Genomic DNA, 26,115 nt, shown 5'->3' with positions numbered 1-26,115 from the left:
AAGTTCTATGGAGGCATGTATGTTAAAATTATTATTAAGTGAAAAAATAAGTGAAAAAGCAATTAAGCTTTTAAAAGATGCAGGATTTTTAGTTAAAATTTCTCCTTCAACTGATGAAGAGGTCATGGAAAAAGAAGTTAGAGACGTAGATGCGGTATTAGTCCGAACTACTCCTATAACTAAAAAGATAATGGATAGCGGAAAAAAGTTACAAATTATTGCACGACATGGCACAGGTATAGATAATATTGATGTTGTAGAAGCAACAAAAAAAGGTATTTTAGTAACAAATGTTGACGGGGCAAATGCGTATTCTGTGGCTGAATATGTTGTGGCTTCAATGCTGACCTTAAGTAGAAAGTTATATAAATCTAATCATTTATTTACGGAAGGGCGTCTATCAGTGAAAGGGTCATCCCTACCAGCATTGGCCAGTCGATATGATTTGAATGGCAGTGAAATTCGAGGAAAGAAGCTAGCTATACTTGGTCTTGGCAAAGTCGGAATTATTTTAGCTAGCTTAGCAGAAAAGATGGGTGTCCAAGTTGTTGCATATGATCCATATCTTACAAAATCGCCAGTACCGTTAATTCCTAATTTAACAGAAATTTATAAAACAGCAGACTTTATTTCAATCAATATGCCTCTTACTAGCCAAACTAAGAATATGATAACAAAAAAAGAACTTCAAAACATGAAAAAAAGTACATTTATTATTAACGCAGGTCGTGGTGGCATTATTAATGAACAAGATTTAGCTGATGCACTTAACGAAGAGCTTATTGCAGGAGCAGCAGTAGATGTTTTTTTGCCAGAACCTCCTGAAAAAAACAATCCACTACTTACAGCAAAAAATAGTTTATTGACTTGTCATATTGCTGGAACTACTATAGAGGCAATTGAATCATTAGGTATAGAGGCTGCAAACAGCATTATTGATTATTTTAATGGTCAAATGCCGAAATTTCCTGTAAACCCTGAAATCGCTAAGGAGTTACGTGCATAAAAACTAAGAAGCTCATTATTGCTATTTAGATTTTCTGATTAGTTTCCAATGCTTTTACTATTCCAATTCTATTTTACTAGTTAGGCAAGATCTGCTAGATTTAGAAACGATACTTTAAAAAAATACTTTTTGAATTTTTAAAGTAATACAAAAGTTTGCTACAAGACTAATTATGATTTTAACTTCCGCTTACACGATAAGCTATGGCTGGATGTATTAGTATGATCAATAATAAAATAGTCCAAGATGTCTTTCCTATCTAAAAATTAATTAGACTACTGGAAAAGCTGATAAATTGAATTATTGTTCTCTAAGACACAGAAAAAATCTTGTGATTAAAATAAAAATATATAAAATAGAAGAAATTTAGAGACTAGCTTCTATTTTATATATTTTTTTGTTTTAGAAATTTAGTGGTTTATTAGAATTTTAGGAAAAATTTTACGAAAAGTGTTGCAAAAATGGCTCCTAAAAACGGTGCAGTTCCGGGAACAATCAACCCATATTGCCAATCATTATTGGTTTTATTTTTGATTGGTAAAAGTTGATAGGCGATACGAGGGCCTAAATCACGTGCTTGATTCATTGCGAATCCTGTAGTACCACCTAGCCCCATGCCGATTGCCCAAACAAGCAAGCCAACAGCAATGGGTAGTTGTGTTTCGTAGGAATGTGCAATCGCTAAAATAGATGTTAAAAAAATGAATGTTGCAAAAGTTTCAACAAAATAGTTTCTTGGTAAATTTCGTTGGTTCGGATTTGTAGAAAAAATATTACGAATAGCGATTGGATCGACACTATCGGCGGATAGCTTGAAATGATCAGCATACATAATATAAACAATGACGGCGCCACAAATGCCGCCTAACATTTCAGCGATGACATAGGGAATGAAGTAAGACCATGGAATCATTCCTAAAATAGCTTGAGCGAGGGCCATTGCAGGATTAATACAGACTCCGCCAAAGACGAACAGAACAACAGAGATCCCAAAAGCCCAAGTAGTGATTGCAAACATGTGACCAGAACCAGCGTATTTTGTTCGTTTTAGGACATCGTCGCAGTGAACACCTACCCCAAATACGATCATTAATGCAGTTCCCATAAATTCTGATAAGATATGATGAAACATAAGATAAAGCTCCTTTAATCAATAGTTTTGTTATTTAATGTTTGGACGAGCCGATAGACTTCCTCGATTGTAAAATTATATTGTTTAGCAATTCGTTCACAATCTTGGTATTCAATAGACTCTTTCAATAGGCCATGATAATGATTTTTTTTAATATGGACCTTACCAAAAGGTGTTTCCAAGATTTTGAAAGAACGGTCCATCACACTACGTTCCATTGTTTGAAAACGCACACCAATTGTAGAAGTATGTTTAAAGAGTAGTTCTGTAAAATATTCTTTTTCCTCTGTTGTTGTTAAAACCGTTAATAGAATGGCACTTCGGTTTTTTTTCATATGAATGGGCGTGAAAAAAACATCTAGAGCACCATGTTCCAATAATAGATCCATTACGTAACCTAACTGTTCAGGTGTTTGATTGTCTATATTTGTTTCAATTTTTAAGACTTGGTCATGGTGTTCTGTCCTCTTTTTTTTACTATGTGTTTCAGTAAAGATTGATCCTCTGAGGGCATTGAACTTGCCTGTTTCCCGTTTGCCAAATCCGTAACCTATTTTTTCAATTAATCGTTGTTCTGGTGCGACAAATAGAGGGCTAAGTTCTTTAAAAATAGCTAAGCCAGTCGGTGTGACAAGTTCAGTTTTTATCTCAAAGTCTTGTTGAATGATTAAATTCGTTTCTTTACGTAATTCCATCACCGCAGGAACTGGTATTGGCATGACTCCATGGGCAATTGTGATAGTGCCACTTCCATCTGTAATTGGCGTTGAATAGACTTGTTCAATCTCTAACTGTTCCCATAAGATAAAAAAGCCAACGATGTCAACAATTGAATCAACTGCTCCAACTTCATGAAAATGAATAGTGTCAATTGTTTGTTGATGAACAGCAGCTTCAGCTTTTGCAATGTCATAGAAAACATTTTTACTATGTTTTTTTACAAAATTGGACAAGTCGCTTTTTTCAATTAATGTATAAATATCTTTTAAATTTCTAGAATGGCTATGATGATGTGCATGTTCTTTCGTTTCATGATGTTCATTTTCGTGGTGAGGAGAGAGACTGTGTTTTATACCGTAATCCTTTTTTCCATGTTGTAGGAGAACATCGAAATCTGTTCCGTAAATACAACTTTTAGCAATTCGTTGGGCTTGAATGGTGAACCCATCGATGGGAAGTTTTTTTAATTCGATTAACAGTTTGCTTAAATCCCCGCCTAAGTCAAGCAACAATCCATTTAACATATCACCACTAAGACCAGAAAATGGTTCTAAAAATAAGCTTTTCATAGTGAAGACTCCTTTATTTGATTAATCATACTTGCATTATAAGCGGCACCAAACCCGTTATCTATGTTGACTACACTAACGCCAGAGGAACAACTATTTAGCATTCCTAAAAGAGCAGTCAGTCCTTGGAAATTGCTGCCGTAGCCTATGCTAGTAGGGACGGCAATCACTGGCACGCTAACTAGTCCGCCTAGCACGGATACCAGTGCGCCTTCCATGCCTGCAATCACAATAACCACCGAAGCCTGCTGAATCTCATCTAGGTGAGCGAACAAACGATGAATGCCAGAAACGCCTACATCATAGATACGTTTTATTTGATTCCCGAAAGTTTCTGCAGTGATTGCTGCTTCTTCAGCAACGGACATGTCTGACGTTCCAGCAGTAACTATCGCAATATAGTTTTTTGTTGTAGTCTCCATTTGGTTGATAACGAAACAACGTGCAAGTTCATAGTAGGTTCCATGAGGAAAGTTCGACTCTAAAGGTTGGGCTTTTTGTTGTGAAACGCGAGTAACTAGGATTGTATTGTTTTCTTTTCTTAAGCTATTGATAATTTTGATGAGTTGCTCAATTGTTTTTCCTTCCCCATAAACAACTTCTGGATACCCAGTTCTTTCTTTACGCTGCGTATCAATTTTTGCAAAGTCTAATTCGCAAAAGCCATTTAATTTGTTTGTTGCTTCTTCTAAAGATAATTTTCCCTCTTTAAAAGCTCCTAAAATTTCTTTCGGTTGCATAATACAACGCTCCTTATTTCTGATTTCTCAAGGATCATTATTCTACAATGACAGACAAGCCATCTCGAATCACAGTCACTTTTGCATTTAGACCTTCTCTTTCAAATGCTCGCTCTAACGCTTCATCAAACGTTTTTGCTATTTCCATATGCATCGAAGTGATAAGCTCAGGATCAACAAGATCTGAAACAAAAATTATATGATGATGAACTAAAATTCGCGCTAAAATTTGCGAAGTCCATTGATCTGGCACGGTTTCTAATCGTGGTGTATGGATGGCTGCTTCTAAAAATTCGTTTGGATTTTTAACATTGGCAATATTTTCATAAAAACCTTCACCACCGTGACCATCACGACAACCAGCGACCATAATAATGACACCGCCGTCTTTATTGGTTGCTTCTGCAGCGGTCATCCCTTTAACTGCTTGATAAATATTTTGATCAAGTGGAAATCCGCCGTTCGTTGAAACCGCAATGTCGCAAGGTATTTTTTTGACACGGGCAATTTCTTTTACAAAGTTACAACCAACTTTATGCGCTTCAACCATATCGCCTGCAAAGGAACCAATAATTTTTTTGTCACCATCTAAAACGACATTAACAATAAAAGCTAGATTCGCTTTAGCGGCAGCGTAGACCATATCATTATGAATCGGATTATCCGTTAAATTTCCTGTCCGTGAGTTGGAGGAATCAATAAATTCTCCAGAATGGTTAGCCATGATGGTTTTATAAGAAGCAATTCCAGGTAAAACAGATTTACGTCCACCAGAAAATCCTGCAAAAAAGTGTGATTCAATAAATCCTTCGGCCAGCAGTAAATCTGCTTCTGCTGCAATGTGATTAATGATACAATCGCCCCCTGAAGGTAGTTGACCGATTTTGACCATTGAGGAATCATCAGTAGAGATATGCATAACGATTTCTTCATTCTCTACGATCTCTTTACCATATTTACTAATCAGTTCTTCTCGTGTAGAGGGGCGATGAAAACCTGTAGCAACTAAAATCCGGATTCTAGCTGTTTTGTTCACTGAACGAATTCTACGCAAAATAATTGGGGTGATAATATGTGAAGGAACGGGACGTGTGTGATCGGAACTAATGAGGACAATGTCTTTTTTACCCTTAGCTAATTCTTCTAATGGAAGGCTTCCAATAGGATTGTCCAGCGATTTTTCGACTGTTTCTTTCTCAGTATATGGATTTGAAAAATGTTCAGCTTTTGATTCGAGAAGCCCAATAAAATTTTTATCGGGAATTCTTGCAGTAATCATTTTCTTGTCATAAGGTAGGTTAATTTCTACCATAGCAATCATCTCCTAAGTAATATTTTACGAGACTAAGTATAATGAAATTTAGAAATCACACAGTCCTTATTGTGGGTAACATTTGCTAACAAAAGGTTGGTGAGAGTGTTTATAATAGTTAACGAATCAAACAGAAACTTAGTCAAAGGAGTGACAATTATGGAGTCAGATTATCTTACAGCTTTCTTAGATAGAAAGAAGACGCCGATTATCAAAAAAAAACGCCATACTTATCTCGCTTATCATGGATTGGAGGAAGCGTACACCTATGTATTAAAGAAAGGGGTCGTTAAGACGAGTATTATTTTAAAGGATGGACGAGAATTTAATCTGTCGTATATTGTGTCTCCTGACATTATTTCATTGTTACGTGATGAAGTATCAAATTATACATCTGCTCCTTTTAATATCCGCATTGAGTCGGAAGAGGCTAGCTTTTATCGGATACCAAGGACTGTATTTTGGGAATATGTTAGAGAAGATGCTGTTCTTCAAGATTATGTACGGGATTACTACCGAGCAAAATTATCGGAGAGTATTAGTTCCTTACAGAATATGACAATGAATGGTAAGAAAGGGGCTGTTTGTACTTTTATTTACCAATTAATTGATTTGTTTGGTGTACAGACAGAGGAAGGAATATTAATTGATTTTCAAGTAACTAATGAGGATATTGCGGGGTTTTGCGGGATTTCAACGAGAAATAGCGTAAACCGAATTATCCATGATTTAAAAGAGGAAAAAGTCATCGATATCAAAAAACAAAAAATTGTGATTTACGATCAAAGTTATTTAGCTGATTATATTGATCGATAAGATAGGAGTCTGACGAACATGCATATTCCAGAAAATTATTTAAGCCCACAAACTTGCGCAGTGATGGGCGCGATTATGGTACCTGTCTGGTACCGCGCTGTAAAAAAAGTTGACGTTCAAATTAAATTAAAAAAAGATACAGGGACCATGTTAGGGATTTCCTCCTCCTTGTCATTTTTAATAATGATGTTTAATTTGCCAGTACCTGGTGGAACAACTGCGCACGCTGTTGGGGCTGTTCTCATCGCATTATTGATGGGACCTTGGGCCGCGACGCTGTCTGTTTCGGTGGCTTTACTATTACAGGCTTGTTTATTTGGTGATGGTGGTATATTGGCTTTTGGTGCAAACGCCTTTTCTATGGCGTTTGTGATGCCATTCGTGGGATATGGAGTTTATAAGCTAGTTACGCGTGTAAAAAAATTTGAAACAATGGGTCTTTTCTTAGCTGGGTATCTTGGTGTAAATGTTGCGGCACTTTCTACTTCTGTATTATTAGGTATCCAACCCTTACTATTCCATGAAGCGAATGGTACCCCACTTTATAACCCATATGGTCTTTCTATAACTATACCAGCAATGATGAGTGTCCATCTGTTAGTAATAGGAATTGTTGAAGGTCTCTTCACCGTGTGTGTCTATAATTTTGTAAAAAGTGTGTCAAAAGATGCAATTTTTATCGAAGAAAAGAAGAAAAGGACTCCGTTGTTGCGATTAAAGAGACTGTTATTGGTCATGGTAATTTTATGTCCATTAGGTTTGATTGATCATGCCACCGCTTGGGGTGAATGGGATTTATCTGAATTAGTCAAGAATTTAAAACAGAATCATTTGCCTGCGGTACAACCAAAAGGTATGGTGAATGGTTTTTCATTTCATGCACTTTTCAGTGATTACTTTATTCCAGGACTGCCATTAGCACTTGGGTATATTTTAAGTGGCGTAACAGCCATAATCGTTTTTTTACTCATTTTTCGTTTATTTAATGGAAGAAGGCAAAGTTGATGCCTGAATGGATGAAAGAATCTTCCGCGTCCTTTGAACCTAATAAAAAAGAAACCTTTATGCTTAAAAATCGAAAAGGAATCCTTTTTTTATTAAATAAATTTCAGGTGAGTGGGAAACGCAATAAGACTATTCTCAGCGATATACACCCAGCAATTCAACTGATCAGTACTTTTTTACTAATTGTTTTAATCAGTACTACACAAAAAGTTCTTGTTTTGTGGCTCTTAGGCATCTACCTAGGCATGTTACTTTTAGTTGAAAAACCAACTATTCTACGAAACATTGTCAAAAAAGCTAGTATCCTCATTTTGATGCCGCTGATTATCTATTTACCGATCTTTTTTTTAGGTCAATTTAGTTTATTATTTATTGTTCATTTGTTTTTTTTAGCCATAGCGATTAGTCAATATATGGAAACAACCAACATGAATCAATTTATAGCAGCATTAAAAATCTTTCATTTTCCGAATATAATACTTTTACAATTAGATATTACGATTAAATATATCTTTTTCTTTGGAAATTTCTTAAACCAACTGCTTGCCGCTGTAGAAGCTAGAGCAGTTGGTGGGAATATCCAGTTGAGTACGGGTAGTAATTTAATCAGTCTTATTTCTATAAAATCTTTTACGTATGGGGAAAAGTTGGACATGGTGATGGAAGCAAGAGGATATACTGGTCAATATTATCGAGTAAAGCAACCATTAAAAACGAAAGATTTTTTGGTTAGTATTGCCTATCTTTTATTTTTCGGGGGGTTGCTTTATTTAGGGAGGAACTAATATGTATCGAGTAAATCATTTGGTTTATCGCTATCAAACGAAGCCTGTTTTTTCGCCTTGTAATTTGGAAATAGCCAGAGGAGAATATCTGGTTTTGATGGGAGATAACGGCAGTGGAAAATCCACTTTTTTAAATTTGCTCGCAGGTTTTTTAAAACCTTCCGAGGGAACGATTTATTTTATGGAACAATCATTAACGGCCTGGAAAAAAGACCCTATTCATAAAAAGAAGTATTATGCTCATTTGGGTATATTATTTCAAGAGACGGACACACAATTATTTAATGCGACAGTTTATGACGAATTGGCATTTGGCCCTAGACAGCTCCAACTATCCGAGCATGAAACAGCAAAAAGAATTAATGATTGTTTGAATTTATTAAAAATTACCCATTTAAGCAATCAAGTACCTTATCAATTATCGGGAGGAGAAAAGAAAAAAGTGGCTTTTGCTAGTCTGTTAGTAATGAATCCAGACGTGTATTTATTAGATGAGCCGTTTGCTGGGTTGACAAAAGAATCGGAAAAATTATTTAAAAAAATAATAAAAAATCTGCATCAACTTGGTAAAACAATTATCCTTTCCACCCATGACTATTTGAGTATTTGCGAGGAAGCTGATTCCATTTTATTGTTTGATTCGGCTGTGACAAGGTACTCAAAGGAAGAGATAGAAGCCAATGCTAACTTGTTACAACATTTAAAACGGTATTAAGTGTACAAATATTGACAATAATTGATACTATGAATCGTGATTTTTTCTAATGTGGAGATGTCTATAATTAATTATGTAAAAGAAAATCAATAGGAGATGGTTTAAATGTCTGTCATGAAAACGAAAGAACAAAATTTAGTTCGCGAATTACAAAAAATGGATAAGTTGGCTGTTGCATATTCAGGTGGAATTGATAGCTCTTACTTGCTAAAAAAAGCTTTGGACACTTTAGGTGCTGAAAATGTACTTGCGGTTGTTGTAAATTCAGAATTATTTTCTGATGATGAGTTTGATAAAGCGGTCGATTTAGCTAATGGGTTGGGAGCAAATGTGTTAGGCCTTGAAATGAGCGAATTAGCGGATGATAGAATTGTTGCAAATAACCCTAATAGCTGGTTCTACAGTAAAAAATTATTATATAAAACTATTCGTTCGGCTATTCAGAAAGAGGGATTTGATGTTCTGGCCGATGGGATGATTATGGATGATAATACTGACTTTCGTCCTGGATTAAGAGCAAGAGATCAAGAAGGGGTCATCAGTCCGTTACAACAAGCTAAATTATATAAAATTGAAATACGTCAACTTGCTAAAGACGCAGGTATTTCCAATTGGAGTAAAGTTGCCTCATGTAGCATTGCTTCAAGAATTCCTTATGGCATTAAGTTAACACGCTCAGCTATTGATCAAGTATTTGCTAGTGAAAAATATTTACGGGAAATAGGTTTTCCAATTGTCCGTGTCAGAGCACATCATGATTTAGCACGGATTGAAATTCCAGAAGACAAACTTTCTCTGTTATTAGAAAACAGAGAAAAAATTGCAGATTATCTTAAAAAACAAGGATTTAATTATGTAACTTTTGACTTAGAAGGATTTAAATCTGGCCGAATGAATGATATCCTCACAGAAACTGAAAAAAAAGTTTTTTGTGAATGTTAGACAGATAAGTTTATAAAATTGAGTCGGTGTAACGGAGTCAGGACAGGGGTATTCCGTTATAAAAACCAAGTTTTCTGCTCGATTAGATCGGTTGTTTTCATTGATTACTCTGCCAGTAGATTATCAACTTTTAAGCCTAGGAAAAATTCCCTTTGGATTTTTCCTAGGCTTTTTGTCTATTTAATCATTTGATATTTGCTAAAAAGAAATTAGCTGTAGAATTTTTTAAGATTACCAGTGATTGTTCAATTTGAGGAAAATAAATGGATTGTTTGGACTGGTTGATTAGTCGATTATTTTGGGGATTCGTGAGTGAAAGTATTTGCTGTGAATAGTTAAGTAACTCAGTGTTTAGTGTGTCCGGCTTAACTGGTGCTAATTTTTTTAAGTAGTGTTGTGTTTTCATAAGTTCTAAAAGAAGCTCTTCCATAGCAGTTTGCATTTCCAACAGTTGATCATTTAGTTGTTTTTGTTGCATTAAGCTTTCAGCAGAGGCATCGTTACTATAAATAGGAGATTCAAGAACAATTTCTTGAATAGAATAGTTTACTCTACGTTGTACCCGATAAGCTAGTACCCAAGCATCACTAGGCAACGTGGTCTCTTCATTGATTAACGCTAGCAAAATAGAGCTGATCGTTTTTGACCAACTATTGATATTTTTACGTAATACTTGACTATGCCATGTTGGGAAAATAAAAAACATAACAAAAGCAATAAGCGCACCAATAATTACATCAAAAACTCTTGTATAGCCTGCAGAACTACCACCTAATGTGAAAGTTAACCAAGTGGTCACACTTAGCATTAGAAATGCTTGACTTAATTTACGGACGGTTTCATACAATATAACTAGCAAACAAGACAATAACATTGGCCATAAAGGATTTAGGTTTGTTAAGTTAGCAATTAATTGAGACAAAAAGATGCCTAAACAACCACCTAAAATAGAACCAATAGTTCTTGAAGTGATTTTGCCGAGTGTACCATGATAACCTGGCATAACCATCAAACAACCAGAAATAACTACCCAGAATTCGTGATTAGCTAAAGGCAAAGGGTACATGTAATTAAGTATAAGCGAACAAAAATGACACACTAAACCTGTTAAAGCTAAACGAATTGCGAATCTAGCAGAGCTGCCTTTGTAAGAATGAAGGATCTCTTTGGCTTCTGCAAGTCCTTCTTTTGTGGGTAAGAAAGATTTAAATGAGATTTTTTTAAAGGATTGTTCGTTTTGTATCAAAAGGATTGCTGATTTTATTTCGGTGTTTGCTAAAGCAAATTCTTGAAGAGGCAGGGTTAATTGTTCTCCTTTTAAAAAGAGTAGAATTGCTTTTAAAGCAGGAAGATTTTCAGCTGCATTGGTTGAATCTAACGAGCCTGCAATTGCATCTGCTTGTGAAACCAAGGGATAAATCCATGGTGTTTTTTGATGATTGACCCATGGCATCGTTTCAACAGATTCGCGTACTTTTATTCTGAAATGGACATAGCGTGCGGGTTTTCCTTGTGCTAATAAATATAATTGTTCATATAAATCGGCTACTAATTTTCGTGCTTCATTATTTTGCGGCTTAGAATAAAGACAATAGATTAAACAAAGGATGGACATACCTAAAATTATTGCACCCAGACCTTCAAAAGATTGACCAATAGACAAATTGCCTTTTAATTGCGCACCAGCTAGTAAAGAAATGGTTCCAAAGAGACATCGAATATACAGACCAATACTAAAGTTTCTCACAATCCCTGAAAAATACAAACCAAGGACGAATAATAAAATAATGAATATACTTGACGACTGTAAAAGTATCCCCAGACTGGCACCAATAAAAATCATTAAAATACCATTTATAGCACTTCTTTGTGGAGAGCCATGTCGTGGTAAGACACAAATTACAGTGCCCAAAAAGCTACCAACATTTACTAAAACAAAAGCGAAAGGAAAGACTATTGTTAGAACAGCACCAACAGCATTTGCAATAATGATACTAAGAACAAGGGCAAACCAGTTCTGTCTTGTATCAAAAGTTAGTATAGGGCGACTATACGCCCAAGACGATTCTAAGAAGACCTCAAAAAATTTTTTGATAGATAATTTCACAAAACATTCCTTCTTTAAAAATTTATTAAAAGCTAAAAAATTATTCCTCTGCTAGTATACACCTCTAATTTTTTTTTTCAAATTTGCTCTTTTTAAGAAAACTCACAATTATAAGCCAACATTAAGTTTAGCCATATATTTTTGTTGAATAAATTCTGTAAGCTCATGCCAACTTTCTTCATTTTCAATGGAATCTAAGTAGAAAATATCTTGATTAGAAGTAGCTTTTTCGAAGGAATCTGTGATGATGATATCCGCATTTGTGAAGTCTTCGGTAATAGAGATTGCGTTTGTATTATATAAGGAGGATAACCGTGTTTTAATAAAATAATTTGCATAAAAATCTTTGATAATTTGTAAATAGATTCTCACTTGTACTTTTTTTTCGGACACAGACAATGTGTAAAGCAGTTGACTGAGTAACTCTAAATGCGTTTCTTGGTGAACTAATTTTTCCACCGTTCCTTTTATTCGATTAAAGTATGCCACATCTGACGGAGTACAAATTTCTGGCTGCGGTAAATAAAGTGTTAAAAAAGTATAATAATTGCCCTCCGTTAAAAAGTACCAAGCATTAAAAATAGAAAGATAGTAAACGTATTGATAATCATGCTGATTTGTCAGTAAGTAGGCTACTTGCTTAAATAATTTTTTTGATAAGACACAATAAGGATGGTTAGATTCTATAAATAATTTTTCTATTTGTTTCGTTTGCTTTTCCGAAAAGATATAAGGGATAAAAATGCGAGATAAAAAATTAAAGTATAAAATTTCAGTTTTTCTTGTTTCGCATTGAATGTCAGCGAAGCAGTGTTCAAGAAAAAATAAAGTCACATGACTGTATTGATTGATCAGAATAAAAAAAGAATGCAGGTTTTTAGAGTGCGGCATCTTTAAGAAGTTTTGTGCACTTGTTCTAGTTTTAAATATCGCATATAAAATATAAAACGCTCTTTTCTTCATTCGGACATTTTTATAGGATCGTTCAAGAAGTTCATCAGGTAGACTTTTTTTTATTTCTTCAAGACTTATTTTAGAAAAAGGCCAAGCCAATTCTTGAAAGGAATCTTGTAGGAAAATGAAAGAAAACACTCGAATCGATAATTCATTGCCAGTTAATTGATAAATACCCTTAATACTAACGATTACTATATCAAAAATTTTAAAAAAGTTATTCAGTTGTTTCGTGATTTTTACCAGATAATGTTCAGAAATATATAAAACTTTAATTAATTCGTTTTTATCAATGGAAGAATGTGTGACTAATTGTACGCAATAATTAAATTGTACATTGTTTTTTAAAAGATTGAGTTTTAACGTGTAGGCGTATTCGACCGCGCTTTTTCGGTACGCTGGATTTACACAAACAATGCCATTATTGTTAGAGACAATAAAATGTTGGATTTGATAAGTATCCTCGAATTCTTGATTTATTTTTATCAGATTTTCCTTGACCGTTCTTTTTGAAATTTTTAAATTGGAAGAAATTTCATTTAACGACGTATGAGCTCGCTTGACTATATAAAATAAAATTTCTAGCTCATTCGTTAGGTAGGATGGAAACATGTTATGGACCTCCAAAAGTAAAATTTAGGTTCATTGTAGTCTACTTTCTTTAAATTTTTGTATTGATATGTTAACACAAGCGCAATAAGAAGCGGCCATCACAATTAATGTACAGCCTTATACATTAATTGTGTGTAGCAAAGCAATTTCAATGTTGATAAGCTAGCAGTAGTTAGAATAATTATTATTTAGTTTCTAATTCCAAAAAAGGTCAAGGTGAGTAAGCAATGAAAAAAATCAACAAACAATTAAAAATTAAAATGCCAACCTACAAAAGAAAAAAAAGCATTGCTTATTTCTTTTACTCTTGTCTACTATTGATAACGATTTCTTGTTTTTTGAGCTTGCACTTTCAAGAATGCGAGGCAGCTTCGCTCTATCAAGCGGGAGGGATAGCCATTGATTTGAGAACTGATTTACCTTATGGAATGGAGATAAGCCATGACGGAGGTGGTGGTCCAGATGGATCATTTGGAGGGAAATTACACGTAAAATTATATGGAACAGTGGACACTTCTCAAACAGAAGCATTGAAGTTTCTTTCTTTTGGTACTGTTGGAATGCAATATGGACTGATGTTTCATTTGCCAGAAAATATAAGTGCAGATAATTTTAAAGCGGCTTATGACAAGGCTTATGCGGATAATCCAGAAAATTTTTATTCAATTAGTGGAGAAAAAAACACACAGATACCAATTGTTAACACAAAAGGAATGCGGACGTTTAACGGTTCTTCAGAAGATGGTTCACCAGGATGGGGTGATCCTGATCAAGATTATAGCGGAATTGATACTGAGCATCAGGTGATGTTTTGTGAACGTGGGGACACTATTAATTTTTCTTTTACTAAACTTTATGAAATTTGGAAAAATGAACCTGACAAATCGGCCATAAAATTTGAACTTCATTTTGATTTAGATGTAGCTACTTTAATGAAGGATGGCGATTCAAAGGATTATTCCCTCAATAAAAATTTAACGAAACATCGCTTACCAGTATCAAATGTTTTGTCGGATGGCACTGAAAGTGATCAATTTTCGTTGTCGGCAGATTTTTTTGGTCGAACTTACGAATCAGATACAACGAATACGGTTAATCATAATTGGATATTGCTTAGTCCGGATATGTGGTTACGTGCGACAAGTTTAGCGGCAGCAGCAAATCATGATCCAAATAATTTGAATCATCAAATTATCACTGGAATCACCGGAAAAGTGGCTACTTGGTCTTCTTATATCTCGCCATGGGACAGCGGCGATAAAGACAACCCATTATCCAATTACAATACCCAAGATGCCTCTAAATATCCTGAAATACCTGAAAGCAAAACGATGTTACCAGGGGATTTTTTATCACCAAAGTTTACGATGAACCAAAGACAAGACAATCCGCTTAATTGGACAGATGGGTATGTTGCTCAACGGTTTGCGCGCGTAGTTAATTTTCATACTCACACAGTTGATCCTAAGGCCAATGTGAATGTCACTTCACAACAACAAAACGGGTTAACAACTTATTTGTTTAGTGGCAAAGATGGTTGTGGGCTGCCGTTAGTCAACCCGCCAGGAACGGATTCTTCAGAGCTCACAGATAAAACATATATGCGCGTCACAACAGATCCATACCAAGTGCCAAGTTTAGAAAAGGCAGCTTTTGTTAAAGGTCAAACAACATTTCACCCGCAACAAAAGATACCAGTAGAACTAACCGTTAAGGCTCCAACAACTAGAAAAGTTCAGATTGAAGAAAAAATTTCAGGTGCTGCTCAAACTGATTTTCATAAAATTGGGGAGCAGGATTTAAAAAATTTACCAGTCACAGATGATTGCGTTAGTTTTAACTGTTTAGCAGATGCTTTACCAACTTCAGGAGATTACACATTAACATTTAAAATTCTTGATGTTGATAATACATCTAAAAGCTACTCAAATGAGAAAAGTTTAGCTGTGCACATTGATCAAGCGCAAATTAAAGTTAAATCTCAAGATACGGTTTATCAATATACTCAATGGCAACCAGAAAGTGAAGTGACTAGCCTACAAACACCAGACGGTAAAAAAGGTGATTTTCGAGACGTAAGTGTCACCATATATAAAATGGACGGAGAGCAAAAGGTTCCAGTAGATACGGTGGATACAAAAGTGGTTGGTAAATATGAAATTGATTATAACTACCTAGGATTAGAGGCGCAGACTACGCTAGAAGTCATTCCCTCTTCAGCTCATATTGGTGCACATAACGGCAGCTTTTCTGTGGGAACGCCCTTCGATCCAAAGCGTCTTTTTGATAGTGCAACAGATAATGATGGGCAGTCTATTCCTTATAACAAGATAACGATTCGCTATACGCCTGATCAGGTAAACGATGAAGTAGCGGGCGTCTATAGAATTACTTATGATATCTCTAAAATAGTAGGTTTTAGTAAAAGTATTACCGTTGATTGGACCTACTATTACTCTAATCGTCTAGACTTTTATCACTTATCTGAACAACTAATGCCTTTTGAGAACGTAAAATTTAATGGCCAAGATCAAACACAGACATTAAAAAGTTGTGAGATGAACATTGAAGATACGGGGGACCCTAATCGGACAACTGGCTGGCAGCTTGAAGTAGCCTATAATTTAAATGATCAGAAAACACAAGCGTGGAAAGACGCAGGGCTTGATCTCACGCTAAATCCAAAGTCAGTCGATTATGTAACAACTGAGCAAAATATCATGGTTAACGATGAGCAACAATTAGTAGTTGGCGTAAGTAACCAATCTATCAAAAATAAAAAAGTTTTGACGAAATTACAATTATTGCCCACATTAACTATTTCAAAAGTCACACCTGCTGATAAATATGAAGCTCAGTTAATTTGGAACTTAGAAGCAACACCGTAAGGGAAGAGGGAATAGCTGTGAAATGGTTTATCTATGATTTATTGTTTGTTGCCTTTATTCTCGGTTTGCCAATTCAAGCACAAGCTGAAGACAAGACAACTGACGCACAAGCTGACACAAAAGTCATGGTAATAGTGAAAGAGAGTGAGGATATTGTTCCGCATCCCAATGAGCTTATACCGCAGACTAACGATATGCCAACTTCACGAGGACAACCTAATTTTTTACCAAAAACAAACGAGATTACGTCTCAAGAGACGCTTTTAGGAATCGTGGTACTCGGAAGTACATTAATCGTTGGACTTTATAAAGAAAAGAGGAAAAATAATGAATAAAAAAATAATTGGTTTAACTGTCACTTTAGGAACGGGGATTTTTTTAATTGGACAACAAACTGTGAATGCAGCTGATAATGCCACTACTACAGCGAATGTGTCGGTTTTGGGTGGCGGATTAACCATTACACCATTAGCACAAATTAACTTTGGGACGGTGACAAAAGACGGCCAAGATCATACGCAACCAGATCAAAGCAAGTCGCAACTTATCATTAATGATAATCGTGGGACAACGAATACAGGTTGGTATCTGACAGCGAATTTAGAAGATAAAGGAAAAGGTGTCACTGGATTAGACGGAATGACACTTCATTTAGACACTAAAAAACCTGACGGATCTTCTGAAAAAGGTACCTTTACGGGCGTTGATTTAACCACAGATGCTTCAACCATTATTTCGCTAGATAAAAGTGATATCCGTTTATCAGACACTGTCACGACAGCCGATTTAAATGCAACGTTAAATATACCTAAAAGTATTGCTGCAAATACCTACTCTGGGACCATCGTCTGGAATGCCATCGATGGAGCACCCGCCTAAGAATTTAACATAAAACGATGTAAGAAAACGAGGCAGATAAATTGAAAAGAATTTTAAAGATACTTTTTATATTGACTATTCTCTGTTCAGGTGGAGCGATGCGTGCCTGGGCAGAGCCGTCTAATACCAATAGTTCAGCAACAATTGACAATGCGAATGCGTATACAGTCACACCCGTTTTCGGAGCAACTCAAAATAACAAAACCAGTAATTTTTTTGATATGACATTAACTCCGAAACAAAAAGATACATTCAAATTAACGATAACCAATACTAAGCCGAACCCTCAAAAATTTAAAGTTCAGGTAAATACAGCAACAACAAATAGTAATGGGATAGTTGACTATACAAAAAGTAGCTTTGAAAAAGATCCATCGATGAGTTTGGTACTTAGTGATTTGATTAGTCCCAATAGGAAGGACATTAGTGTTCCTGGTAAACAATCACAAACGATTGATTTTCAAATAACGATGCCAGAAAAGTTATTTTCAGGAATTTTATTAGGTGGAGTGACGATTCGACCTGTAGAGATAGCTGGGGACCAAAGCAAGGGTGGGATTCAAAATGTTTATATGCATACGATTGCTATTCGGGTGAATGAAACAGCAGAGACCATACCTGCAAAATTGGAAAGTGGTTCTGTTAAAATTGGGCAAATTAACCGCCACAATACTGTTTCGATGGAAATTAAAAATCCACAGCGGAAGTTATTGTCAAAAGTCGAAGGAGATTTTTTTGTTAAAGAAAAAGGAACAAACAAAACGATCATTCACGAAAAGAAAAATAATCTTAGTTTTGCACCAAACACAAGGTTTGATCTGCCTATTTTACTGAAAGATTCGTTTAAACCTGGAGACTATACCTATACCATTAAGTTGAAAAACCATGAGGGGAGCTGGACGTTCTCAAAAGATTTCACGATAAACAAGAAGCAAGCTGATCAGTATAATAAGCGTTCTGTTGATCATAAAGCCAAAAACCTTCACTGGCTTAAGTACCTCATGGCCTTTTTAATTCTAGTTATTTTAGGTACCGTCTGCTATATCTTGGGAAAAAAGAAGGGAAAAATGAGGTTGTAAAACCTGCCTTTAAAATAGTTGAAAATTATGCAGAAAAAATCATGCTAGTATGAATTATCTATGACATAAGAGAAGAATGGCTGTCTAACAAGGATAAACTGTCAAATTAGCGTTAATTTACGCAAGTCATTGGTGTTCCTTATTTTGGAAAGTAGTATTATACTATTATTGTTCAATGATTCACAATAGAAACAAGGGGGAAAGAACCATGTATAAAGCAATTGTCGCAGCAAAAGGAAAAACAACAAAAATTGTTGAAAAAGAATCGCGTCCATTGAAAGATAATGAAGCGCGGTTGAAAATGGAAGTCTGTGGTGTCTGTCATACGGATTTACACGTTAAGAATGCAGATTTTGGCGATGTTAGCGGTTGTACCTTAGGACATGAAGGAATTGGGATTGTGACGGAGGTTGGAAAAGACGTTACTAGTTTAAAAATTGGTGATCGTGCATCTGTTGCATGGTTTTATGAAGGCTGCGGGCATTGCGAATATTGTACTTCTGGTCGAGAAACGCTTTGTCGTTCAGTAAAAAATGCTGGATATACAGTTGATGGTGCCATGGCCGAAGAATGCATCGTCACAGACGGTTATGCGGTGAAAGTACCAGAAAATTTAGCATCAGAGCCAGCTTCCTCTATTACTTGTGCAGGGGTAACAACCTACAAAGCGATAAAAGAATCTGGGATTCGTCCAGGTCAATGGCTAATGATTTCAGGATTAGGTGGGCTAGGTAATCTAGCTTTACAATATGCCAAGCATGTCTTTAATGCAAAAGTAGTAGCTGTTGATGTGAATGATGATCAGTTAGCTTTTGCGAAAGAAATGGGTGCTGATCTTTTAATTAATCCAGTTAAAGATTCTGATTTTGCTGCACAACTTCAAAAAGAAATTGGCGGTGTCCATGCAGCAGTAGTCACTGCGGTAGCTAAATCAGCATTTAATGGCGCAGTCGATGCAGTCCGTGCGGGAGGAACGGTTGTCGCCGTTGGATTGCCTGTTGAGACAATGGATTTATCTATTCCACGTCTTGTTCTTGATGGCATTCACGTAGTCGGATCGTTAGTTGGAACCCGTCAAGATTTAAGAGAAGCTTTCCAATTCGGTGCAGAAGGAAAAGTTGTTCCTGTTTGTCAAACACGCCAACCAGAAGAAATTAATGCTATTTTTGAAGAAATGGAACAAGGAAAAATTCGCGGGCGAATGGTCATTGATTTTCGCAGTTAATTTAGTTTTTTAGTGATTCGTTGATTTAATCTGAAAACCATGAAAGGATGGATGGAATGTTCGCGAATCTTACTCTCCGTGAGAGACGACTGCTTAAGCAAGCACAAGTGGGAGCCACAATTAGCTTTATTCTTTTGTTTGTACCAATTCTGACAATCAGTCTTTTGCATACTAGTGACTTATTAGCAAAATGGCTAGGTATAGTTGGGGTAATTATGGTTTTACCATTGTTGTATTTTGCGTGGCAGATTTTAAAGATAGCCTATAAAGATCAAAAAGATAATCCAACGCCTCCTTTGTGGGTTCCGAAAGTTTATGGGATTGGGCTTTCGATCAATCCCTATCACCGGTTTGGAAAGTTAATTTTTATATTGCTAGCGGTACTGATAGTTGGCATCATCATTAGTTTGCTTTTCACACCAGCAAGTCAAATCAATCACTAAAAACAATTATTAAACACCCTCTTGCTGAGCAGGAGGGTGTTGATTATTTTTAAATAGACTAAAGTTGAGCAACAGGTATTAGATTTTTGAAAAAGTCTTTCTTTTTCTGATGTAGATATTTTCGCAATAAAATCATCATTATAAGTGAATTAACAGGTTTATCAAGGGTTAATACTCGTTAATGGTGGCTGCTATAATTAACCGTTGACAAACACAAAAAAACCATCATACGATAATTATGTTATTAAAAAAGTGAAAAATTGGTAGTCAATAAATGAAAGTGCATTCATCAGGAAATTGTGATTCTGTACTAAAATTTTTATATAAGATGAAAATAGATTGTTTTCATTTAATATTTTATTGAAAGGATGTGTTTAGGAAGGGTTTACTGAAACTGACTTGCTTACAGTCTCAGTAAACTAAGAAAATCGTTATGACTTTTCATCTGGATAAAACTTTGTTGGGTTTTGGATTTTGTGAGTAATTGTGTCGGAACTATTCTATGGGGAGCAATTTTAAGGAGGAAAAAATGAACAAAGAGTATCAGGGTAAAAAAATTTACGGTAAAAAGCACTGGTTGACATTTTTATTAGTGAGTTCGTCTGTATTGGCGTTCCATTCGTTTGTTACGATGGATTCTCAAGTGGTTGATGCGCAAGAGCAAACAGCAAAAGAAGACGTAGCTGATTCAGCAACGTCAGTCGGAGCAATTGTGTCGATTGAAAAAGCGGAGAAAAACTTTGTCATTACGTATGCTTCTGGAAAAAAAGCACAAATTAGTATTTTAAACGACCATCTTTTTCGCTATCATCTAGATCCAACTGGTAAATTTGAAGAATATCCAACGCCAAATGATCCAAAGCATGTTGCGAAAATTACGGCTAAAACAATGGCCGACTATGGTACACAAGCCTTTGAGCAAACGAACGTCACAGATTCAGGAAACCAATTTATTCTAGAAAATAATGGTTTAAAAATTATGTTCGAAAAAGAAAGCGCTTTAATGAAAGTTCTAGACAAGAAAAAGGATCAAGTCATTTTAGAAGAAACCGCTCCGCTATCCTTTAAAAATGATAAAGCTACACAAACGTTAAAACAAAGTAGTCAAGAAAATTATTTTGGCGGAGGAACTCAAAATGGTCGATTTACGCACAAAGGAACAGCTATCCAGATTGTCAATACGAACAATTGGGTAGATGGCGGAGTAGCATCGCCTAACCCATTTTATTGGTCAACTGCAGGGTATGGCGTTGTTCGAAATACATGGAAACCTGGCAACTATGATTTTGGAAGTCATGATCCACAGACAACCACAACAACGCACGAAGGAACAGATTTTGATGCCTTTTATTTCTTTAATGATTCCTCAGCAGGTATTTTAAAAGATTACTATGAATTAACCGGGAAACCAGCTTTGATGCCAGAATACGGGTTCTATGAAGCGCATTTAAACGCGTATAATCGGGACTATTGGGTGAAAGTAGCAGAAGGAACCGCGGGAGCAGTTAAGTTTGAAGATGGTAATTTTTACAAAGAATACCAACCAGGCGATCTAGGAAACTTAAATGGCACGCTAGAATCTTTAAATGGAGAAAAAGAGAATTATCAATTTTCTGCACGCGCAGTTATTGATCGATATAAGAAAAACGATATGCCGTTAGGGTGGTTCTTGCCAAATGACGGCTACGGTGCTGGCTATGGCCAAACAGATTCATTGGACGGCGATGTACAAAACTTAAAAGAATTTACAGAGTATGCTCAAGCCAATGGTGTTGAAGTGGGGCTGTGGACTCAATCTAATCTCCATCCAGCGGATCCTAAAAATCCTAAAAAAGGAGAACGGGATATTGCGAAAGAAGTTAGTGTCGCTGGTGTTAAAGCTCTCAAAACTGACGTGGCGTGGGTCGGGTATGGGTATTCCTTTGGCTTAAATGGTGTAGAAGATGCCGCGAATGTTTTTGTAAAAGAAACAGACGGCGCAGTTCGTCCGATGATTGTTTCATTAGATGGTTGGGCCGGAACCCAACGGCACGCTGGTATTTGGACAGGCGATCAAACGGGTGGTCAATGGGAATATATTCGCTTCCATATCCCAACATATATCGGGACTTCGTTGTCTGGCCAACCAAATGTCGGTTCAGATATGGATGGAATTTTTGGTGGAAAAAATAAAGAGGTCAACATACGTGATTTCCAATGGAAAACTTTTACACCAGTGCAGCTAAATATGGACGGCTGGGGCTCCAATCCAAAAACGCCATTTGCTTTTGATCAAGAAGCCACAGATTTGAACCGAGCGTATCTAAAATTAAAATCAATGATGATGCCTTATAACTACAGTATTGCCAAGGAATCAGTTGATGGACTACCAATGGTACGGGCCATGGCTTTAGAATTTCCTAATGAAGGAACAGCATATACAAAAGATTCTCAATACCAATATATGTGGGGACCCAATTTACTCGTTGCCCCAATTTATAATGGCAATCAAGATGAGGCAGGAAATTCAATCCGTGATGGAATCTACTTACCAGATGAAAAACAAGTCTGGGTTGACTTATTTACAGGCGAAAAATATCAAGGTGGCCGTGTCTTAAATGGAGTAAAAACACCGCTGTGGAAGGTGCCCGTTTTCGTCAAAGATGGCAGTATTATCCCAATGACGAATCCAAACAACAATCCAAAGGAAATCCAACGAGATCAACGATCTTTCTTGATTTATCCAAATGGCACCACTTCTTTTAATATGTATGAAGATGACGGAATTTCAACTAGTTATGAAGCTGGGCAATCAGCTACGACTAAAATAAATAGTCAAGGCCCTAAATCAAACGAAAAAGGGGATCTGACCGTTACTATCGAACCGACAAAAGGAAGTTATAGTGGCTTTGTTGATGAACGAAGCACCACGCTTGATTTGCTAGCTTCAGAAGCGCCCGAAAGCGTAACAGCAATGGTGGGGGGAACAGAAGTAACCTTGAAACAAGCAGCTAATAAAGAAGAATTTTTAGCTGGTACAAATCTATATTATTTTGATAAAGAATTCCAAGTGAATCAGTATCTTTCTGAAGCTTCAGGAGAAAAACTGAACCAATCAGCGTTATCAGTAAAACTAGCGAAACAATCTGTGACCGCCAAAGATGTTCAAATAACTGTCAAAGGTTTCATTAATAAAGGAACGGTTGACGGAGGAAATACAACGGTCGATGACCAGTTAACTATTCCGGCAAATGTCGCAATCAATGAAGAAAAAACAACGCCATCTTCTTTGACTCTTCAATGGGATCAAGTAACTGAGGCAACAAGCTATGAAGTAGAGCGTGACGGAACTGTTTTCGGAAATATTCAAACGAATACAGCAACATTTGATGGATTTTCCTTCCTAAGTGAACATACTTTTCGAGTTCGAGCTGTTGGAAAAAATGGGGTTTCTGAATGGAGTGAACCAATTAAAGGGAAAACACAAGATGATCCCTATAAAGAAACAATTAATCAAGTCAAAGCAACAAGTAATTTACCAGAACAACCAGGCGCAGAATTGAAGAAATTAACAGATAAAGATTTGAGTACAGGTTGGCATACGAACTGGTCAACCGGCATCGCTAATCCAAGTGATGGAAATTTCTTGACTTTAAAATTTGATCTTGGTGCGGAGTATCAAATGGATAAAATTGAATACTTGCCAAGAGACAATGCCGGCAACGGAAATATTTTGCAACTCCAGTATCGGACGTCGAAAGATGGAGCTAATTGGACAGAGTTTTCAGAACCTATTAACTGGAAGCAAGATGCTTTGACAAAAACCATTGAAACGAAAGACCAAGCGTATCGTTTTGTTGAAATGAAGGTATTAAAATCGGTGGGTAATTTTGGCTCTGGTCGTGAGATGCTCTTTTACAAACAACCAGGAACAGAAGGAATCTTACATGGAGACATTACTAACGATGGAACGATTGATGAAAATGATGCAATGAGTTATCGAAACTATACAGGCTTAGAATCGGTGGACAGTGACTTTAATGGCTATGTTGAAAAAGGTGATTTAAATAAAAATGGGGTAATTGATGCTTATGATATCAGTTATGTTTTACGACAATTAGATGGTGGGATTGAGATACCTGATGTCGAAGAAATTGCGGGCGGTTTATCCCTTGCTGTGGTTAATGAAAATGGCAAGGATACCTATCTTCCTGGCGATACATTAACCTTTACACTTAAAGGTCAAGACTTAAAAAACATTAATGCGTTAAGCACAAAAATGTCCTTTGATTCTAGCAAATTTGAACTTGTCGGTCAGCCTGCAACCACGAATAATACAAAACAAATGGAAAATTATTCTAAATATCGGAAACATTCAAATGATGTGGAGAATCTGTATTTAGTTCTTAGTAATCAAGGAAATAAACAATTGTTAAATGGTTCAATGGACTTAGTTACCTTTAAAGTTAAAGTAAAAGAAACAACTCGCGTAAAACGTACGACAACTGTTGAGCAGCCATTACAATTTGATATGAGTCAAGGCTTATTAGTAGGCCAAGGATTCCAACAAGCCACACTTTCAGATTTTTCTGTAACGGTGAAGCCAACAGAGCTAGTAGATAAAGAGTTATTACAAGCGCAAATTACGCTAAATCAAGCACGTGTCGAAAAAGAATATACGCCTGAAACTTGGGCAATCTTTAAACCAATCTTAGATGAGGCAGTAGCTGTTCTAGCCAATGAACAAGCCACACAGACAGAAGTTTCTGCTGCTGTGGAAAACCTAGAAAAGGCTGCAAGTCAGTTGGAAAAAATGCCTGATGTAGCGAATAAAGCTGATTTAGAAAAAGCAATTCAAGAGGGGCTAGCGAAGAAACCAAGTGATGGGCAAGAATTCACCGAAGAAACTAAAAAAGTTCTCGAAGAGTCATTAGCAGCAGCTCAAAAAGTATTTGCTCAAGAAAAAGTTACCCAAGAAGAAATAGACCAAGCGACTAAAACATTGCGTGAAGCAATTGCACAATTAAAAGAACAACCCGTCGCCGTTGATAAGGAAATTTTAAAAGAGCAAATCGCTCAAGCCCGAGGAAGAAAGCCGGAAAAAGGATACCAATTTACAAAAGAAACAGAAAAACAATTGCAAGAAGCAATTCAAGCGGCTGAAGCAATCGTAGCGAAAGAAACGGCGACAAAAGAAGAAGTCTCAGAGGCTCTAAACGCATTGGAAACTGCAATGGCTCAATTAAAAGAAGTACCCCTTGTAAATAAAGACCAATTACAAGAAGTAGTCAAACGAGCGCAGCAAGTCACTCCAAGTGAAGGGCACCAATTTACTGCCTCCTCGTTACAAGAGTTACAAAAAGCGCTTTTAGCAGCTAAAAACACATTGAAAAACCCAGCAGCTAATCAAAAAATGATTGATGAAGCGGTTGCTGAATTAACTAGTGCCATCGATGGGTTACAAGAAGAAGCGTTAGTTACAGATAAAAAAGCCTTAGAGGCAATGATAGCCAAAGCAAAAGCAATCAAACCATCTGCTGGAAAAGAATTTACCAGCGAGTCTAAAGCGCGCTTAACTGAAGCAATTGACCAAGCGGAAGGGATTTTAGCTGATAAAAATGCTCGGCAAGAACAAATTGATACTGCTGAAAAAAATGTAAAAACTGCTTTGGATAGTTTAGAGGAACAAGTCCTTCAAACGGATAAAACAAAGTTGAAAGAACTGCTTCAAAAAGCAGAAACCTTGAAACCTAAAGCAGGAAAACAATTTACAAAAGCATCGCAAGAAGCTTTAGCTGAAGCAATTAAACAAGCAAAAGCACTTGTTGAGGACCCAAATGCGACGCAAGAAGCTGTGGACAAATGTTTAAGTATTTTAGCACAAGCCATTGAAGCAATGGCAGAAGAGCCAATCAGTAGCAACTCTACAGGCAACAATGGAAATCATGGCACGGTTAGCGGGACTGGTGGTGTAACCAGCCCAGGAAAGGGCACAGCAGCAGGTGGAACGACAACGAAAACCACCACTTCTGGTACTTTGCCAAAAGCAAATGAAGTTGTTTCGCCAATCTGGTCAATCAGTGGTTTTCTATTGATAGTAAGTATTGGTTTAGGAAAATTATTCTTCAAAAATAAAAAAGACCAAAATTAGCGTATCATTAACTTACAAGGCGCATTTGTACAAAAACAGTGTGCAAATGCGCAAGT

Annotated in this window: 19 protein-coding genes; 13 read left to right on the top strand and 6 right to left on the bottom strand. The window is 36.3% G+C overall.

Going from position 1 to position 26,115, the window contains the following annotated elements:
- Positions 1–19 precede the first annotated feature (19 nt).
- Positions 20–1,006 (top strand): hydroxyacid dehydrogenase, encoded by a 987-nt coding sequence (locus tag IGJ90_RS08430; protein ID WP_228241911.1) that lies wholly within the window; start codon positions 20–22, stop codon positions 1,004–1,006.
- A 421-nt stretch (positions 1,007–1,427) separates the two neighbouring features.
- Here IGJ90_RS08430 and larD read toward each other — a convergent pair whose 3' ends face one another.
- Genes larD through larA form a run of 4 tightly spaced genes read right to left on the bottom strand, consistent with a single transcriptional unit; the run spans position 1,428 to position 5,479 of the window.
- Complete coding sequence (gene larD, locus IGJ90_RS08425) at positions 1,428–2,138, bottom strand: D/L-lactic acid transporter LarD (protein ID WP_002357197.1); 711 nt, start codon at positions 2,136–2,138, stop codon at positions 1,428–1,430.
- Between the two features lie 14 nt (positions 2,139–2,152).
- A complete protein-coding gene (gene larC / locus IGJ90_RS08420; protein ID WP_002408834.1) occupies positions 2,153–3,427 on the bottom strand; it encodes a nickel pincer cofactor biosynthesis protein LarC in 1,275 nt (424 codons plus the stop codon).
- On the bottom strand, positions 3,424–4,167 hold the full coding sequence (larB, locus tag IGJ90_RS08415; RefSeq protein WP_002379543.1) for a nickel pincer cofactor biosynthesis protein LarB: 744 nt from the start codon (positions 4,165–4,167) through the stop codon (positions 3,424–3,426). Before larB ends, larC begins: the two co-directional genes overlap by 4 nt.
- 37 nt (positions 4,168–4,204) lie before the next feature.
- Positions 4,205–5,479: a nickel-dependent lactate racemase gene (gene larA, locus IGJ90_RS08410; RefSeq protein WP_104659658.1), complete on the bottom strand. Its 1,275-nt coding sequence runs from the start codon at positions 5,477–5,479 to the stop codon at positions 4,205–4,207.
- A gap of 159 nt (positions 5,480–5,638) precedes the next feature.
- Here larA and IGJ90_RS08405 point away from each other — a divergent pair, with 159 nt between their 5' ends.
- The 5 genes from IGJ90_RS08405 to larE all read left to right on the top strand — a co-directional run bounded on the left by IGJ90_RS08405 (position 5,639) and on the right by larE (position 9,742).
- Positions 5,639–6,295: a Crp/Fnr family transcriptional regulator gene (locus IGJ90_RS08405; protein ID WP_002361998.1), complete on the top strand. Its 657-nt coding sequence runs from the start codon at positions 5,639–5,641 to the stop codon at positions 6,293–6,295.
- A gap of 18 nt (positions 6,296–6,313) precedes the next feature.
- Positions 6,314–7,300, top strand: a complete 987-nt coding sequence (gene cbiM, locus IGJ90_RS08400) for a cobalt transporter CbiM (protein WP_002408836.1) — start codon at positions 6,314–6,316, stop codon at positions 7,298–7,300.
- Positions 7,300–8,085 carry an energy-coupling factor transporter transmembrane component T family protein gene (locus IGJ90_RS08395; RefSeq protein ID WP_010816597.1) on the top strand — a complete coding sequence of 262 codons (786 nt, stop codon included), beginning with the start codon at positions 7,300–7,302 and terminating at the stop codon, positions 8,083–8,085. Before cbiM ends, IGJ90_RS08395 begins: the two co-directional genes overlap by 1 nt.
- Before the next feature lies 1 nt (position 8,086).
- Positions 8,087–8,800 (top strand): ABC transporter ATP-binding protein, encoded by a 714-nt coding sequence (locus IGJ90_RS08390; RefSeq protein WP_002361995.1) that lies wholly within the window; start codon positions 8,087–8,089, stop codon positions 8,798–8,800.
- Positions 8,801–8,905: 105 nt separating this feature from the next.
- Entirely contained in the window at positions 8,906–9,742 is an 837-nt protein-coding gene (gene larE, locus IGJ90_RS08385) for an ATP-dependent sacrificial sulfur transferase LarE (RefSeq protein WP_002374609.1), read from the top strand.
- A 184-nt stretch (positions 9,743–9,926) separates the two neighbouring features.
- Here larE and IGJ90_RS08380 read toward each other — a convergent pair whose 3' ends face one another.
- Positions 9,927–11,849: an FUSC family protein gene (locus IGJ90_RS08380; protein ID WP_010816595.1), complete on the bottom strand. Its 1,923-nt coding sequence runs from the start codon at positions 11,847–11,849 to the stop codon at positions 9,927–9,929.
- 108 nt (positions 11,850–11,957) lie between these two features.
- Positions 11,958–13,415: a helix-turn-helix domain-containing protein gene (locus IGJ90_RS08375; protein ID WP_113792563.1), complete on the bottom strand. Its 1,458-nt coding sequence runs from the start codon at positions 13,413–13,415 to the stop codon at positions 11,958–11,960.
- A gap of 227 nt (positions 13,416–13,642) precedes the next feature.
- Between IGJ90_RS08375 and IGJ90_RS08370 the strand changes: the two genes are divergently transcribed.
- The 7 genes from IGJ90_RS08370 to IGJ90_RS08340 all read left to right on the top strand — a co-directional run bounded on the left by IGJ90_RS08370 (position 13,643) and on the right by IGJ90_RS08340 (position 26,059).
- Complete coding sequence (locus IGJ90_RS08370; protein ID WP_438767973.1) at positions 13,643–16,303, top strand: bacterial Ig-like domain-containing protein; 2,661 nt, start codon at positions 13,643–13,645, stop codon at positions 16,301–16,303.
- Positions 16,279–16,638 carry a hypothetical protein gene (locus IGJ90_RS08365; protein ID WP_002398387.1) on the top strand — a complete coding sequence of 120 codons (360 nt, stop codon included), beginning with the start codon at positions 16,279–16,281 and terminating at the stop codon, positions 16,636–16,638. The genes IGJ90_RS08370 and IGJ90_RS08365 overlap by 25 nt, the downstream gene beginning before the upstream one ends.
- Positions 16,631–17,182 (top strand): hypothetical protein, encoded by a 552-nt coding sequence (locus tag IGJ90_RS08360; protein ID WP_002398386.1) that lies wholly within the window; start codon positions 16,631–16,633, stop codon positions 17,180–17,182. The genes IGJ90_RS08365 and IGJ90_RS08360 overlap by 8 nt, the downstream gene beginning before the upstream one ends.
- 98 nt (positions 17,183–17,280) lie before the next feature.
- Positions 17,281–18,261: a DUF916 and DUF3324 domain-containing protein gene (locus IGJ90_RS08355; RefSeq protein ID WP_104659671.1), complete on the top strand. Its 981-nt coding sequence runs from the start codon at positions 17,281–17,283 to the stop codon at positions 18,259–18,261.
- Positions 18,262–18,469: 208 nt separating this feature from the next.
- On the top strand, positions 18,470–19,486 hold the full coding sequence (gene adhP, locus IGJ90_RS08350; RefSeq protein ID WP_104659653.1) for an alcohol dehydrogenase AdhP: 1,017 nt from the start codon (positions 18,470–18,472) through the stop codon (positions 19,484–19,486).
- A 47-nt stretch (positions 19,487–19,533) separates the two neighbouring features.
- Complete coding sequence (locus IGJ90_RS08345; RefSeq protein ID WP_002361986.1) at positions 19,534–19,929, top strand: hypothetical protein; 396 nt, start codon at positions 19,534–19,536, stop codon at positions 19,927–19,929.
- 502 nt (positions 19,930–20,431) lie between these two features.
- Entirely contained in the window at positions 20,432–26,059 is a 5,628-nt protein-coding gene (locus tag IGJ90_RS08340; protein WP_181038682.1) for a TIM-barrel domain-containing protein, read from the top strand.
- Positions 26,060–26,115: the final 56 nt, after the last annotated feature.

It is taken from the genome of Enterococcus sp. AZ129, from assembly GCF_051714505.1.
In the GTDB taxonomy this organism is placed as follows: domain Bacteria; phylum Bacillota; class Bacilli; order Lactobacillales; family Enterococcaceae; genus Enterococcus; species Enterococcus faecalis.
The sequence above is the reverse complement of the archived record's forward strand: the minus strand, read 5'-3'. Positions and strand labels throughout refer to the sequence as shown.